Here is a 13795-nt window from a genome sequence, read left to right as displayed (position 1 = left end):
GAAATAACCCCCGGATTCGAAGTAATCTCCCTATTAAATCCCTCTTTTCCCCACTTCCAAAGGACTGCTCAGAAATATCCAGAGGATGGGGGTAAAAAGGGGTATATCAATGTATCAACTTACCAGGTGTTTATATGACTACCAAATCAAAATCCTACTTAAACGCACTAAAAAACCCCAGATATGAAGAGTTTATTTGGTAATTTCCCCAATTTCCCCAACAGAGTCAAAAAAAATTCCCTTCTATTGCTACTATCAATGCTAGTACCAACTTTTAGCATTGGTACTTCCGCTACAGCAGCAGAAAAAATATATGTTAATTATTCCATTTTAGAAATTCCCATTCCGGTTCTCAGTTTGGAAAAATATACCAAAACAGGAGTGCTAGATGATGATTTATCAGTTTATCAAAACTCCCTCCAGCAGTTACAAGATTTAAAACAAATACTCTCCATAAAAATACGTATTGATCCTGCCACCACTAAACAGTTTCTCCATACCTTACCAGGGGAGTTTATATTACATAGATTGGCAAAACTAATTAGTAATAAATCTGGGGAATCAACATCACAAATTGAAAATTTACGCACTGCTATAGTTGCTGCATCAGCACAACCAGAAGGCTTAACATTATTAAACTTAGTGAAAAATTATCCTGGTTATAGTGTGAATATAGACCTAGACCATGGTTTATATGTAGCTAAGAATTTAGAGCGGTTAATTAATCAAACAAATCAGGCGATCGCCATTATACAAGAGCAATCAAAAAAAGAAGCTGCTAATATTCCCCAAGGGAATTTATCCGTTTTACCAGATTTGCAAAATCAAGGTAATTTCATAGTTAAAAAATCTGTCAAGAATTTTTTTGATACTAGTCGCAATCGGCAATTATTAACAGATATTTATATTCCAGAAAGTAATAATTTTCATCAGTCGATTCCAGTGATAATTATTTCCCATGGATTAGGTTTAGATAGTAGTAATTTTCGCTATTTAGCCAAACATCTAGCTTCTCATGGATTAGCTGTGGTTGTTCCCAATCATCCTGACGTGCTGCTCAAAAAAATTAATCTCACTAAATTAGAAGAAGCAAAGGAGCTGATTGATAGACCCCTTGATATAAAATATATCTTAGATGAACTAGAAAAAATTGACCAGGTCCATACACTATTCCACGGTAAATTAAATCTGCAACAGGTGGGAGTATTTGGACAATCTCTGGGGGGTTATACCGCCCTAGCATTAGCAGGAGCAAAAATTAACTTTCAGCAACTAAAAAAAGATTGTACTCCCAATGTACTAGGGGAAACCTGGAACATGTCCTTACTACTTCAATGTCGGGCCCTAGAATTGCCCAATAATTTCTTGACTGAACAACAAGTTAAGTTAAAATTGAAGTTGTACGGAGACTTGAACACTAATCTCAAAACTAATCTAAAACCAAATTTAACCCTTAATTTACGGGATGATAGAATAAAAGCAGTGATTGCGGTTAACCCTTTAATCAGTTCTATATTTGGAGAGGATGGATTAAATGAAATTGCCACTCCAGTTATGTTAATTAGCAGCAGTCAAGACGCTGTCTCACCAGCGTTATATGAGCAAATTCTTCCTTTTTCCTGGTTAAATAAGGTTAATAAATTTCTGGTTATGCTGGTAGGTGGAACTCATTTTTCTAGCATTGGCAATAGTGAACCAGGAAGTGAGCAAATACTATTACCACGAGAATTAACCGGAGACACGGATCAGGCCCATACCTATATCAATACTTTAAGTTTGCCTTTCTTCCAAAGCTATGTATGGGGGAGACCACAATATCTACCCTACCTCAATGCTGCTTATGCTCAAAAGATTTCTCGTCAGTCCTTGGGTTTAACTCTGATTCGGTTTTTAAAAACTCCCCAGTTATTACCTGTATTCAAGGAGTAAGCAAAGTAGGGGAAAGGTTAGAAAATATAATAAAGTATAATTTAGAAACCATAACTTAGAAATTACTAATTATTTCGTGGAAGGATTTCTCAATTTAAACAAACCTGATAACTGGACCTCTCATGACTGCGTAGCTAGGGTGAGAAAATTGCTGCGGTTAAAACGGGTAGGACATGCAGGAACTCTAGACCCAGCAGCTACCGGAGTATTACCCATTGCTCTTGGTAGGGCTACAAGACTGTTGCAATTTTTACCCAGCAATAAAGCATATCAAGCTACGGTCCGCTTTGGGATCAGAACCACCACAGATGATTTACAAGGGGAAGTACTTACTTGTGAACCTTGTCCCCATTTAAATTTAACTGACATAGAAAGGGAAATTGGGCAATTTACCGGGTTAATTCAACAGATACCTCCCAGTTATAGCGCTATCCAAGTGGATGGTAAACGATTGTATGATTTGGCACGACAGGGAGAAATCTTCCAAGCGCCAACGAGAACTGTACAAGTATTCAAAATAGATATTCTGGGTTGGCGTACTGGTGATTTTCCTGAATTGGATTTAGTTATATGCTGCGGTACAGGTACTTATATTCGTGCGATCGCCCGGGATTTAGGGGTAGTGTTAAAAACAGGCGCGACTCTGGCTAAATTGACTAGAACTGAAAGTAGTGGTTTTGATTTAGAAAACAGTTTGAGTTTTTTAGACATAGAAAACCAATTACAGTCCCAGACATTTAAACCTATTGCTCCGGATACACCATTAGAAAACTTGTCATTTATCAACCTGGAGGAAACAATTGCCAAAAAATGGTGTCAAGGACAAAAAGTGCCAGTAGAAGTTAGTTTAATGGATTTAGTTAGGGTTTACGGACAGCATAACAACTTTTTGGGAATTGGTAAAATAGAAAATGAGATTCTCATACCTCAAATGGTGTTTGAACCAGTATAAACTTGCTATTTCTTAGGATGGAAGAAACTCCACAATGGTTTTCCACCATCCCAAGTAAACCAACTAAGTAGGGAGTCACAATTATTTGTAGGATGGGTTAACCCATGAGGATGTTGGGTTTCATACTTCAACCCAACCTACGTTCATCTTATATTTAATTCCACTCACCGACTTAAATATTAGCATTGACACCCACTCTAAAAGTAAAACCAGGACTGTAGATACGATTTACCTTTTCATACTGTTCACCCAAGAGATTTTCTAGGTAAAAAGTCAGTCCCACATTTTTACCCATGGGAATGCGACCACTCAAATCTAAATTAACAAAACTAGGAGCAAAGTCTGTAGCTTGCTGACCAGCATTATTATTAGTAAACAAAGCACGACGAGTACCGCTATTATAAGTCAAATATAAATTAGCCCCCCAACCTTTGTTTTCATAACCCACACCACTTTGTAATAAAGAATAAGGAATCAAACCTAACTGTCTTCCCTTTTCTGTTCCTGTTTTAATTTGGGCATCAGTGTAAGTATAATTGACAAAACTAGACCACTTAGGAGCAAACCTATATTGTAAAACTCCTTCTAAACCATTGGTATTTACCAATCCCACATTGTCCCATTGAGGTGGATTGGGAGCGGGACGAGGAGCAAGAGACAAGCGATTATCCAGACTACTACCAAAATAGGTTAACTGGGCCAAGAAATTCCTAGATATATTAAAATCAAACCCTGCGGTCCAAGTGGAACCAGTTTCTGGTTTTAAGTCAGGATTAGGATCCCAGTTATGGACTGTGTCAAAAACATATAACTGGTCTAACCCCGGATTCCGTTGGGCTCCCCCCCAACTTCCTCGCACTGCAACTACGGGATTAATCGCATACTTTAAACCCACACTAGGATTTAAATAACTGCCAAATTTGCTGTCAATATTTTGTCTTAAACCCAAATCAACTGAAAAATCATCGGTAATCTTCCAAGTATTGACTGCAAATAAAGCTGTGTTGAGAACACTTCTATCTTCCTTCTCATTTTTGGCAGCAAGTGCTGGGTTGGTACTAATAACATCTCCCTTTAAATCAGTATTTTTTAAATCTAACCCCCAACGTAATTGATTATTGAGACTCAGTTTCCACTCATGATCTACCCTAGCAGTAATTTGTTTAGTATCTAGGATTCCTGTGCGATTGAATATTCCACCTGCACCTGTTGGTCCATAGGTACTAAAATAATCCTGGTTATAGCCAACGGTGGTGGTGAGATTAGAATCATTGTTTTGAGCTAATCGAGTTTTCCAGGATAATCCCACATTTATAGCATCATGGTCTAATCTATCCCTTTGCAGGGGAAATCCAAAGTAAACTAAACCCCGACGACTGGCAATACTCTTCACATCTAAATTCAAAGAATTTTTGGGGTTGACATCTAAACTCACACGACCAAAATAGGTACTGACCCCTGTATCAGCATTGAATAAAAAACCATCAGCAGGATTGCGATTAGCTGCTCCTTCGGGTACGGGATAACGGTTGTCTATGAAGAATCTTTCAAAACTCAAATTGTATTTTACCCTGTCACCAGAACCGGAATAACTCAACTGTTGATTATTAAAATTTAAAGAGCCAAATTCTACAGTACCAGTAAGTTTTGGCTTGGAAGAGCCTTCTTTAGTGATGATGTTAACCACGCCACCAAAAGCAGTGGAACCATACAAAGAAGCAGCACCGCCACTATATAATTCAATTCTTTCAATAGATTCCACGGGAATACTATTTAAATCTGTGGCTCCATGATAGGTACTAATATTAGTGTTAATTGGTCTGCCATTAATTAAAAATACAGATTGATCAATGGAAGCACCTCTATAGTATGTACCGGTGTGAATATCCGCTCCATGTCCTACATTATTAATAGTAAAACCGGGCACTCTTTTTAAAACCTCAGCTACATTTGTCCCACCTTGCTTTTGAATCTCTTCTTTGTCAATGATATATATGGGAGTAGATTCCGGTAGAACGTCTTTTTCTCCTATTACATCTACGGAAATATCTGAATCATCTTGCTCCGTTGGTAAACTACTACTTGTGATGGAAAATTCACTGGCGATCGCTCCGGGCGGGTTCCCATCTATTTCTAAAGCATGGGCCTTACCACCTACAGAAGCAGGAAAAACCACCAACAGATTCAATAAAAAAACCGGGAATAAAACAAACCTACTTTTCATATTTTTAACTCACACCTGGTGTGGGTATTCTCTCCCCCAGTCAAAAAACTGTCAACAGACAGGTTGTCATACTAGGGTGTTCATCGTGCAAATTTCTAATACAGTCCATACCTGTCAATGATTACAGCCACCAAAGGAACGTTTTAAATGCAAAATAACTTACTTATTCCAAGCTAATTTTGCTGCACCTGCCATACCTGCACTATTACCCAATTGTGCTTTTAAAATTTGTAAACCTACACGAGAACTTGGTAAAACCCGGTTTTCAATTTCCTGTTGCATTGCTGGTAAAAAATACTCAAAACTAGCACTAATACCACCACCAATAATAATTGCTTGGGGGGTAAGTACATATATTAAACTGGTTAAACCAATGCCCAAGTCTTTACCATATTCTTGCCAAAAAGTCAAGGACTGAATATCACCTTGTTTGGCTAATTCCCCCAGTATAGCTGGGTCCTTTCCTGTGCGACGAGAAATAGCACCAATGGAGGTGTATTGTTCTAAAGAACCTTGATTACCGCTATTACATAATGGCCCATGGGGATTAAGAGTAATTAGTCCTAGTTCCCCTGCTGCACCTTGATGACCAACAAATAGTTTACCATCCAAAATAATGGCTCCACCCACACCGGTTCCCAAGGTCAACAAGATCAAGTTTTCAAAATCACGCCCTGCACCCAACCATGCTTCTCCTAACCCTGCACAGTTGGCATCATTGGCAAGAATTGTGGGTATTCCCGTACGGTTTTCTAACCATTCCGCTAAGGGTACATTGTCCCACCCCTCAAGGTTGATGGCCACTTTGGCAACTCTCCCCGCTGCATCCACGGGGCCTGGAGTTCCTACCCCTAGGGCTAGGATTCTATCATTTTGCTTAATCAGGGAATTTATCCCCTCTAACATTGTAGATAATACAGCTTCTGGAGTCGCTGGTTTAGGAGTCTGTAATGTTATGCTTTGTAAGCGTTTACCATTACGGTCAAATACGCCTGATTTTATGGATGTTCCACCCAGATCAATACCAATTACCAGTCCCATAATTCCCTCCCTCCCCCCTAAGATAGATGTACTATTCACATGAATGTGTCAGAAATAAGATTATAATACTAAATGTGAAGAAGTTGCACATACTGGACTACTTTTTATTGTGAATTTGTTTTTGATTTGTAACTCCTAATTTTGAGGAGGTGAAACCTATGGAAAAAGATATCAGAATTGTGTCTTTAAGTCCCAGCGCTACTGAAATAGTAGCTACCCTGGGACTCCAAAATGCCATTGTTGGTCGCTCCCATGAGTGTGACTATCCCCCAGAAATAGCTGGTGTACCTATTTGTACCGAAGCCCGATTAAATGGTAATGGCAACAGTAGTACTATTCACGATGAGGTAAGTAAAATTCTTCAGTCTGCTCTGGGCATTTATAAGATTAAATTAGATGTTCTAGAAAAATTAAAACCTACTCATATTATTACTCAAGCTCAATGCAATGTTTGTGCGGTTACTTTGTCAGATGTGGAAAAAGCTGTGAAGGAACTTACCCATCTTTCACCTGACATTATTTCTTTACAACCTACCACCTTAGGAGATGTATGGGGTGATATTGAAAGAGTGGGTCAAACTTTTGGAGTGAATTCAATAAAAATACTAGAAAATTTAGAAGCAAGGGTAAAAATTTGCAATAGAAGAATAGGTGGACTTTCCCTGGGAGAAATGCCGACAGTTGCTTGTATTGAGTGGACTGACCCAGTGATGACTGCGGCAAATTGGATACCTGAGTTGGTAGATTTGGCGGGAGGAAAAATCTTGTTTACCGTTATGGGTAAACCCTCTACCCGCATTAACTGGGAAACTCTAGTTGCAACTAATCCAGATGTAATTATTTTTATGCCCTGTGGCTTTAATTTGGAAAGGACTCAACAGGAGGCTAAGTTATTGACTCAACATCCAGACTGGGGGAAACTCCATGCTGTCAAGACTGGAAGAGTATTTGTCACAGATGGCAATGCCTATTTTAATCGACCAGGACCACGCTTGGTTGATTCTGTAGAGATTTTGGCGGAAATCCTACACCCGGATATTTTTGAATATGGTTATCAGGGTACTGGGTGGGAACTGGCCAATTAACAACAGATAATACGCCTTATGTTGGTGAGCTCTCCATTTCACCCACCCTCCGAATATTGAGAATGTCACTCATTTTTTTGATCTGCACAAACAAATGTTCTAACTGATTGCGATCGCGCACTTCAATACCAAACTTCATCAATGCTGGTTGACCAGAGGTAGTCTTTACATCAGCGTGACGAACGTTGATACCTTGATCAGTGAGTCTGGATAGAACATCTTTTAAAATGCCCACTCTATCCAAGGTCTCGATTTGAATGGCCACGGGATATGTTTGGGGACGATGGTGATGTTCCATGGCTGTATTCCACTGTACAGGTACTAACCGTTCACATTCTACCTGCTCTAAGTTATGACAGGATTGACGATGAATGGATATACCTCTTCCTCTAGTTACCACACCAATAATTGCTTCCCCGGGAATTGGTGTACAACATCCAGCTACATGATAAACCAAACCTTCCACTCCCAAAATTGGCGAGTCAGTGGACTTGGATGTGGTGGGAAAGTTATCCTTAGATGTTTTAAGAGATAAATCTTTAGGTAAAAACGGACTTATATCAGCTACGGGCTGCTGTGACTTGATTATATCTCGCCAACGATTTAACACTAGATTTAAGGTAATTTCTCCATACCCCAAACCTGCTAATAAATCTTCCACATTATGGTAATTGCACTTTTCTGCTATGGTTTGCATAGGATTAGATTTTAATAGGTGATCAAATCCGGTTTTACCTAATTCTTTCTCTAATAATTCCTTACCTCTAGTAATATTCTCTTCCCTTCGGGAACGTTTGTACCATTGTTTAATTCGATATTTTGCTGCTGAAGTCCTGACAAAATTCAACCAATCTAAACTGGGATGACTATTCTTTTGAGTAATAATATCAACAATATCCCCATTCTGTAGTCGTGTTGATAGCGGTACAATGCGCCCATTCACCCGTGCCCCTGCGCAGTGATTTCCCACTTCTGTATGAATGCGATAGGCAAAGTCTATACTAGTAGAGCCTGGACTGAGAGCAACCACATCTCCTTTAGGTGTAAAAACATAAACATCATCTTCAAATAAATTATCTTTAACACTGTCTAAATATTCTTGGGCATCTTTTAAATCACTTTGCCAGTCTAATAATTGCCGTAACCAGGCAAATTTTTCATCCGTCCCTGTAACTTGAGTTGTAGATCCACCTGTTTCCTTATACTTCCAGTGAGCTGCAATACCATATTCTGCTACATGGTGCATTTCCATTGTGCGAATTTGCACCTCTAGGGGACGACCAGTCAAACCAATTACACCTGTATGTAAAGACTGATAACGATTAGGTTTGGGCAAGCCAATGTAATCTTTAAATCTACCGGGGATGGGACAGAAAGCATCATGGACTACTGCCAAAGCGCGATAACATTCCTCATTTGTTTCCACAATAATTCTTAATGCAGCCAAATCATAAATTTCATGAAATTCTTTTTGCTGACGCTGCATTTTCTGATAAATGCTATACAGGTGTTTAGGACGGCCACTAATATCCAAACATTTAATTCCCGCTTGTTCAATTCTCTCCCGCAATACCTCCTTAGCTTTGTTTAATTTTTCCTCCCGTGCGGTTCTTTTTTCCGCCACGTGTTCTTGAATTTCTCGATAAGCATCCGGTTCCAAATATTTAAACGCTAAGTCTTCTAATTCCCATTTAATGTGCCAAATACCCAATCGATTAGCTAGGGGGGCAAAAATATCTCTAGTCTCCTGGGCACTGCGACGACGACTGGTTTCCGACATATACTGTAGAGTGCGCATGTTGTGTAACCTGTCTGCCAACTTCACTACAATCACTCGGATATCCTGGGCCATGGATAAAAACATTCGCCGAAAATTTTCTGCTTGACTTTCGGTTTTGCTGGTGAAGTTAATTTTCGATAATTTAGTCACACCCTCTACCAATTGTCTGACTTCATGACCAAATTTCTGTTCTATCTCCTCAATTGTGACTTCTGTATCCTCAACTACATCATGTAGAAACCCAGCTGCTATCATAGTAGCACTACCACCTAAATCTCTTAACAAATCAGCTACTGCTATTGGGTGAGCTATATAGGGTTCTCCTGATTTTCTGTACTGTCCTTCATGTAGTTCATAAGCAAACTTTAAAGCACTGCAAATTAACTTGTTTTCATTACGCCTTCGGTCATCCTCTCCTGAACCACTGTTGCTAGTGTTTTCTTGAAGGCATCTTTTTAACCATTGAGGTAGGTTAATCTTTGTCGAAGGGTCAATAAAGCTGGTCATAGGAATAGTAGGTTTTTTAGTGGGTTAATGCTTTTGGTATTTGGTTTCAAAACTGTGGATATAGTCTTGAAACTGGGTAGTTTTTGCTGCAAATCAATGCAGAACTTAGTAATCTGATTCTAGCTGGAATGGGTTATTATGGGGGGAGTTGCCTATTTATAGCTTTAGCCAAAACCCTATAGATAAGGCTAATGAGTGACAGAACTGGTTTGGCGCTCTGGCTGACCTCCAGTCCCGGTAGCTACAATTAGGCTGCAACTATATTTCAAAAAGGTATAGAAGATATAATTGTAGTCCAGATTGAAGAAATAGAAGTCCTAATGTCCTTTAAATATCAAAAATATCAAGAATTGAAAACCTTGGTTGAGGTATTGTTATCAGATGTTAACAAAGCTCATATCTATGATCCCACCTGGAAATCCCTTCTGGGTGAGATCAGCGGGTTTTTTGCACGAGAAATTACCGTCTTTACTGATTTGGAATCTCGTCAGCAGTCTTATCAAACAGAGATAAGTAAGCAGATACGTTTGTTGGAAGTTGATATGATGTTTTTACAAAGTGCAAAACAGACGCTAACTATAAAATCACGATTAGAAAGTATTCAACAAAGAGCTGAAACTTTAATTAGATATTGTCAGGCCATATTAGAAATAAGCATTTCTGTTAAGGATTAACCACTGACTCACCACCATATAGTGGGAATGATAAGATAAATTTATCTAAATGCCATGGTTTCTGAATGGGAGTAACTAGACTTATTTCTAGGCTATATCGACAATCCTAACCTATATGACTGCAATATTAACAAAGGATGAATGATTTAATTTACTAATATAAAATTTCCATTAAACCTCTTGCCATTTTCCCAAAACTAGTGATATATTCTAGTTGTGTGTGAGGAGCAAAGTTCAAAAAGCGCTTAGGGTGGAAACACGGCAACACTCCTAGGCGCTTTTTGATTGCGTAGCTTTAGTCAGAACACGTCCATGGGTGAGTTCCAAGTTGATTCAGATGCCATAATTTCTTGCCATTCTTCTGGGGAAAGTGGTTCCTCTTCCAGCACCATATTAAAGACATCACAAGCAGCAGCAATTAAATTGGGAATAATAACTTCCCGAGTGAGACTCTTAGGAAGGCTAATGGGAACAAAGGAACCTTCACCAAATATGGTCTCAAACAGGTCTTGATCTGGCTCCAAGACCATGGAGCCATGTTGGAGAATGGCCTTATCAGTTCGCAGTTGGGCGCTACCAATCAGTTTAGCACCATTTGGCAGAATTAAATCTGCACCCGTTGCAGTTCCAAAGCAGTTAGGATTGTGGATATAACCCCTTCCTGCTTGACCATAGCTTAATTGCACCCCAAGTGACCCCCATCCTTGAATCAGAAAGTCACAAATCTTGGTGTAAGATTGCAATCGGTTCCCGGTTATTCCCGATGTGATAACGGTGTAGGTTAAATCACCTTGATGTAGAACCGCCCTACCACCACTGGGACGAGAAACCAAATCTATCCTCTCACCTTGCCAAATTAAGTGATGCCAAAAGTCTGGGTATGTTTTTTGATGATGGCCAAGGGAAATAGCTGGGGGAGACCAGGTATAAAACCTGAGAATTCCAGAGTATGTTTTTAAAGATTGGTGCTGATGGTGTTGCAGTAACCACCTATCAACTGCCATTTGTATTTTACCAGATGCTGGAAAACAGGGAATTAACCGCCAAATTTGTTTGACCACAAAAAGTTGCAAAATTACTATAATATGGTACATGCTAGAATTCTGAGCAAGGAAAAAACAATTGCAAGAATCACAACAAAAAGCACCAACCCACAAGATACCAAAAGAACCAACATTCTACTATTTTGCCTATGGTTCTTGCATGTGCCCGGTAGACTTAAAGCGATCGCTTGGTGAGAATGTCCATCCTTACGTAATTGGACATGGCATACTAAAAGAATATAGACTGAGGTTTTATGGCTACTCCTCTTTACGTAAATGCGGGGTTTTAGATGTGGTACAAGATACTACCTCCCTAGTTAGAGGTGTGCTATATGAACTACCTTGGAGGTTCAGTGAAAATTTGGATAAGCGGGAGGGAGTATGCCAGGAATTCTATCGTCGTGAGATGGTCAACATTCAGCACGAAGGTCAAATATACAAAAATGTTCGCACGTACGTCGTGGTAAATAAATTACTGGAGGAAATACCACCAAATGATTGGTATTTTAATGTAGTATTAAGAGGTGCAATTACCTGTGGGTTACCAGAAGAATATTGCTGGCATTTATTTGACAAAATGCACGGGTTACAACAGAAATCACACCAGACTAGACTGGTAGGGTTCTAAATCAAACAATTTTAAGTAATGGTTAGTCTAATTCCCGACGACCTTCTAGTGCTTTAGCCAATGTAATTTCATCAGCGTACTCTAAATCACCACCCATAGGTAAACCGAAAGCGATGCGGGTTACCCTGGTAAATGGTTTAAGTAACCCAGCTATATACAGAGTTGTAGTTTCCCCCTCTACGCTAGGACTAATGGCCATAATCACCTCTTGGGGTTTTTGTTGACTGACGCGACGGACGAGAGCTTGTAAAGTCAACTGTTCAGGTCCAATACCATCTATAGGAGAAATCACCCCGCCCAAGACGTGATACTTACCCCTATACTCGCGGGTTTTTTCCAGAGCAATCACATCGCGGGAATCAGCAACCACACAAATGGTTTGACCATCTCGATGGGGATTGCGGCAAATTTCACATACAGGTTCTGCTGTAAGATGATAACAAACTTGACATAAACCTACCTGTTTTTTGGCATCAATTAATATTTGTGCAAGAGCCTCAATTTCTGAATCCGGACGCTTTAGGATATATAAAGCCAGGCGTTGGGCAGACTTGGGCCCAACTCCGGGAAGACGTTGTAATTGTTCAATTAATCGGGCTAAGGGGCGTGTATAAACCGTAGACTTTCTCCTGTATAAAATATGTACTGTAAGTTGCGCTTGTTAGTCAAATACTTTATGTCTACCTTAGCATCTAGGAAAAAGAAGAGATCCTTTTATAAAGATACTCTACTAAAATTTCTTTATATTTTTATATCTAGACCTAAAAACCCATATATATTAAGTATTACGGACTTTATACCTTTGTAAACATTTTCTGGTGATTTTTCATAATGTTACCACTCCCCAACCAGATAGTCACTTATAGCCCTGCATACACTCTTGTTCCCACCTATGAGTGTTTTAATAAGTGCACCTATTGTAACTTTCGCTCTGATATAGGTTCCCATCCTTGGATGACCTTAGAGCAAGCAGAGAAAATTTTACTCTCCCTAAAAGGTCAAGGTATCTGTGAAATCCTAATTCTCAGCGGTGAAGTTCACCCTTTATCATCTAGACGTCAGGAATGGTTGGACCTGATTTATGACCTATGTCTCCTTGCTCTTTCCATGGGGTTTCTACCCCATACCAATGCTGGAATTCTCAGTTTTTCAGAAATGCAAAGGCTTAAAAATGTCAATGCTTCTATGGGTTTAATGTTAGAGCAGTTAAACCCCAAACTATTACATACTGTTCACCGCCATGCACCTAGTAAAATTCCAGAGTTACGTTTACAACATTTACAATGGGCCGGGGAGTTACAAATTCCCTTTACTACTGGTTTACTATTAGGAATAGGTGAAAATGAAGATGATAGACGACAAACCCTCATGGCTATTGCTGATTTACATTTAAAGTATCAAAACATACAAGAAGTTATTTTACAACCCCATAGTCCGGGATCTCAACAAACCTTTGATGAAGTTGCTTTTGATCCTTATCAGCTACCCCAGGTCATAGCGCAAGCGCGGGAGATTTTACCATCGGATATCACTATTCAAATTCCCCCCAATTTAGTCCCTGAGGAAAACTGGTTATTGGCTTGTTTGGATGCGGGAGCTAGGGATTTGGGAGGAATTGGTCCCAGGGATGAAGTTAATCCTGATTATCCTCATCGGGAAGTAAATAGACTTAGGGAAGTTTTGCTGTCTGCTGGATGGACTCTACTACCACGCTTACCCGTTTATCAAAGAACTCATTCTGTTCTGGGTGCAATGGCTTTTTCCTAATCATTAGGACGACAAAATGCCCAGTTTTTGACCGGGCATTGTTGTACTCGCCAGATGTTCTTTTAAATGGGCAGTACCAGACTCGAACTGATGACATCCTGCTTGTAAGGCAGGCGCTCTACCAACTGAGCTAACCGCCCTTGTTTTTTTCACCCTATTAACATA

The 13795-nt window shown here is 39.5% G+C and carries 11 protein-coding genes and 1 tRNA gene; 6 read left to right on the top strand and 6 right to left on the bottom strand.

What is annotated here, in order from left to right:
• Positions 1 to 258: 258 nt before the first annotated feature.
• On the top strand, positions 259 to 1929 hold the full coding sequence (locus tag IAR63_RS11010; protein ID WP_328701187.1) for an alpha/beta hydrolase: 1671 nt from the start codon (positions 259 to 261) through the stop codon (positions 1927 to 1929).
• A gap of 76 nt (positions 1930 to 2005) precedes the next feature.
• A complete protein-coding gene (gene truB, locus IAR63_RS11005) occupies positions 2006 to 2881 on the top strand; it encodes a tRNA pseudouridine(55) synthase TruB (protein WP_187705300.1) in 876 nt (291 codons plus the stop codon).
• 172 nt (positions 2882 to 3053) lie between these two features.
• Here the strand turns inward: truB and IAR63_RS11000 are convergent, their stop codons facing one another.
• Complete coding sequence (locus IAR63_RS11000; protein ID WP_187705299.1) at positions 3054 to 5105, bottom strand: TonB-dependent receptor plug domain-containing protein; 2052 nt, start codon at positions 5103 to 5105, stop codon at positions 3054 to 3056.
• A 159-nt stretch (positions 5106 to 5264) separates the two neighbouring features.
• Positions 5265 to 6146 carry an ROK family protein gene (locus IAR63_RS10995; protein ID WP_187705298.1) on the bottom strand — a complete coding sequence of 294 codons (882 nt, stop codon included), beginning with the start codon at positions 6144 to 6146 and terminating at the stop codon, positions 5265 to 5267.
• Positions 6147 to 6304: 158 nt separating this feature from the next.
• Between IAR63_RS10995 and IAR63_RS10990 the strand changes: the two genes are divergently transcribed.
• Positions 6305 to 7231 (top strand): cobalamin-binding protein, encoded by a 927-nt coding sequence (locus tag IAR63_RS10990; RefSeq protein ID WP_096547273.1) that lies wholly within the window; start codon positions 6305 to 6307, stop codon positions 7229 to 7231.
• Positions 7232 to 7247: 16 nt separating this feature from the next.
• Here IAR63_RS10990 and IAR63_RS10985 read toward each other — a convergent pair whose 3' ends face one another.
• Entirely contained in the window at positions 7248 to 9518 is a 2271-nt protein-coding gene (locus IAR63_RS10985; RefSeq protein ID WP_187705297.1) for a RelA/SpoT family protein, read from the bottom strand.
• Between the two features lie 320 nt (positions 9519 to 9838).
• Here IAR63_RS10985 and patD point away from each other — a divergent pair, with 320 nt between their 5' ends.
• The gene (gene patD, locus IAR63_RS10980; RefSeq protein ID WP_187705296.1) at positions 9839 to 10192 is read left to right on the top strand and encodes a heterocyst frequency control protein PatD; all 354 of its coding nucleotides are present in this window, start codon (positions 9839 to 9841) and stop codon (positions 10190 to 10192) included.
• A 299-nt stretch (positions 10193 to 10491) separates the two neighbouring features.
• On the opposite strand, the gene IAR63_RS10975 is transcribed toward patD, so the two are convergent.
• A complete protein-coding gene (locus IAR63_RS10975; protein ID WP_235678246.1) occupies positions 10492 to 11253 on the bottom strand; it encodes a lipoate--protein ligase family protein in 762 nt (253 codons plus the stop codon).
• Between the two features lie 61 nt (positions 11254 to 11314).
• On the opposite strand from IAR63_RS10975, the gene IAR63_RS10970 reads away from it, so the two are divergent.
• Positions 11315 to 11863, top strand: coding sequence for a gamma-glutamylcyclotransferase family protein (locus tag IAR63_RS10970; RefSeq protein ID WP_187705294.1), 549 nt, complete (start codon positions 11315 to 11317; stop codon positions 11861 to 11863).
• A gap of 22 nt (positions 11864 to 11885) precedes the next feature.
• On the opposite strand, the gene recR is transcribed toward IAR63_RS10970, so the two are convergent.
• Positions 11886 to 12452 carry a recombination mediator RecR gene (gene recR / locus IAR63_RS10965; RefSeq protein WP_235678397.1) on the bottom strand — a complete coding sequence of 189 codons (567 nt, stop codon included), beginning with the start codon at positions 12450 to 12452 and terminating at the stop codon, positions 11886 to 11888.
• Between the two features lie 242 nt (positions 12453 to 12694).
• Here recR and cofG point away from each other — a divergent pair, with 242 nt between their 5' ends.
• The gene (gene cofG, locus IAR63_RS10960; protein ID WP_187705293.1) at positions 12695 to 13630 is read left to right on the top strand and encodes a 7,8-didemethyl-8-hydroxy-5-deazariboflavin synthase subunit CofG; all 936 of its coding nucleotides are present in this window, start codon (positions 12695 to 12697) and stop codon (positions 13628 to 13630) included.
• 67 nt (positions 13631 to 13697) lie between these two features.
• Here the strand turns inward: cofG and IAR63_RS10955 are convergent.
• Positions 13698 to 13770: transfer RNA gene (locus tag IAR63_RS10955), tRNA-Val, on the bottom strand.
• Between the last annotated feature and the right edge of the window lie 25 nt (positions 13771 to 13795).

Origin of the sequence: Cylindrospermopsis curvispora GIHE-G1, from assembly GCF_014489415.1 — a bacterium.
In the GTDB taxonomy this organism is placed as follows: Bacteria; Cyanobacteriota; Cyanobacteriia; order Cyanobacteriales; family Nostocaceae; genus Raphidiopsis; species Raphidiopsis curvispora_A.
This window is presented reverse-complemented; position numbering and strand designations above follow the sequence as displayed.

Excerpts from the sequence above, each read along its gene's own strand:
- IAR63_RS11010 (WP_328701187.1), top strand. The coding sequence starts at position 259 with ATGCTAGTACCAACTTTTAGCATTGGTACTTCCGCTACAGCAGCAGAA.
- IAR63_RS11000 (WP_187705299.1), bottom strand. The coding sequence starts at position 5,105 with ATGAAAAGTAGGTTTGTTTTATTCCCGGTTTTTTTATTGAATCTGTTG.
- IAR63_RS10995 (WP_187705298.1), bottom strand. The coding sequence starts at position 6,146 with ATGGGACTGGTAATTGGTATTGATCTGGGTGGAACATCCATAAAATCA.
- IAR63_RS10990 (WP_096547273.1), top strand. The coding sequence starts at position 6,305 with ATGGAAAAAGATATCAGAATTGTGTCTTTAAGTCCCAGCGCTACTGAA.
- IAR63_RS10985 (WP_187705297.1), bottom strand. The coding sequence starts at position 9,518 with ATGACCAGCTTTATTGACCCTTCGACAAAGATTAACCTACCTCAATGG.
- patD (WP_187705296.1), top strand. The coding sequence starts at position 9,839 with ATGTCCTTTAAATATCAAAAATATCAAGAATTGAAAACCTTGGTTGAG.
- cofG (WP_187705293.1), top strand. The coding sequence starts at position 12,695 with ATGTTACCACTCCCCAACCAGATAGTCACTTATAGCCCTGCATACACT.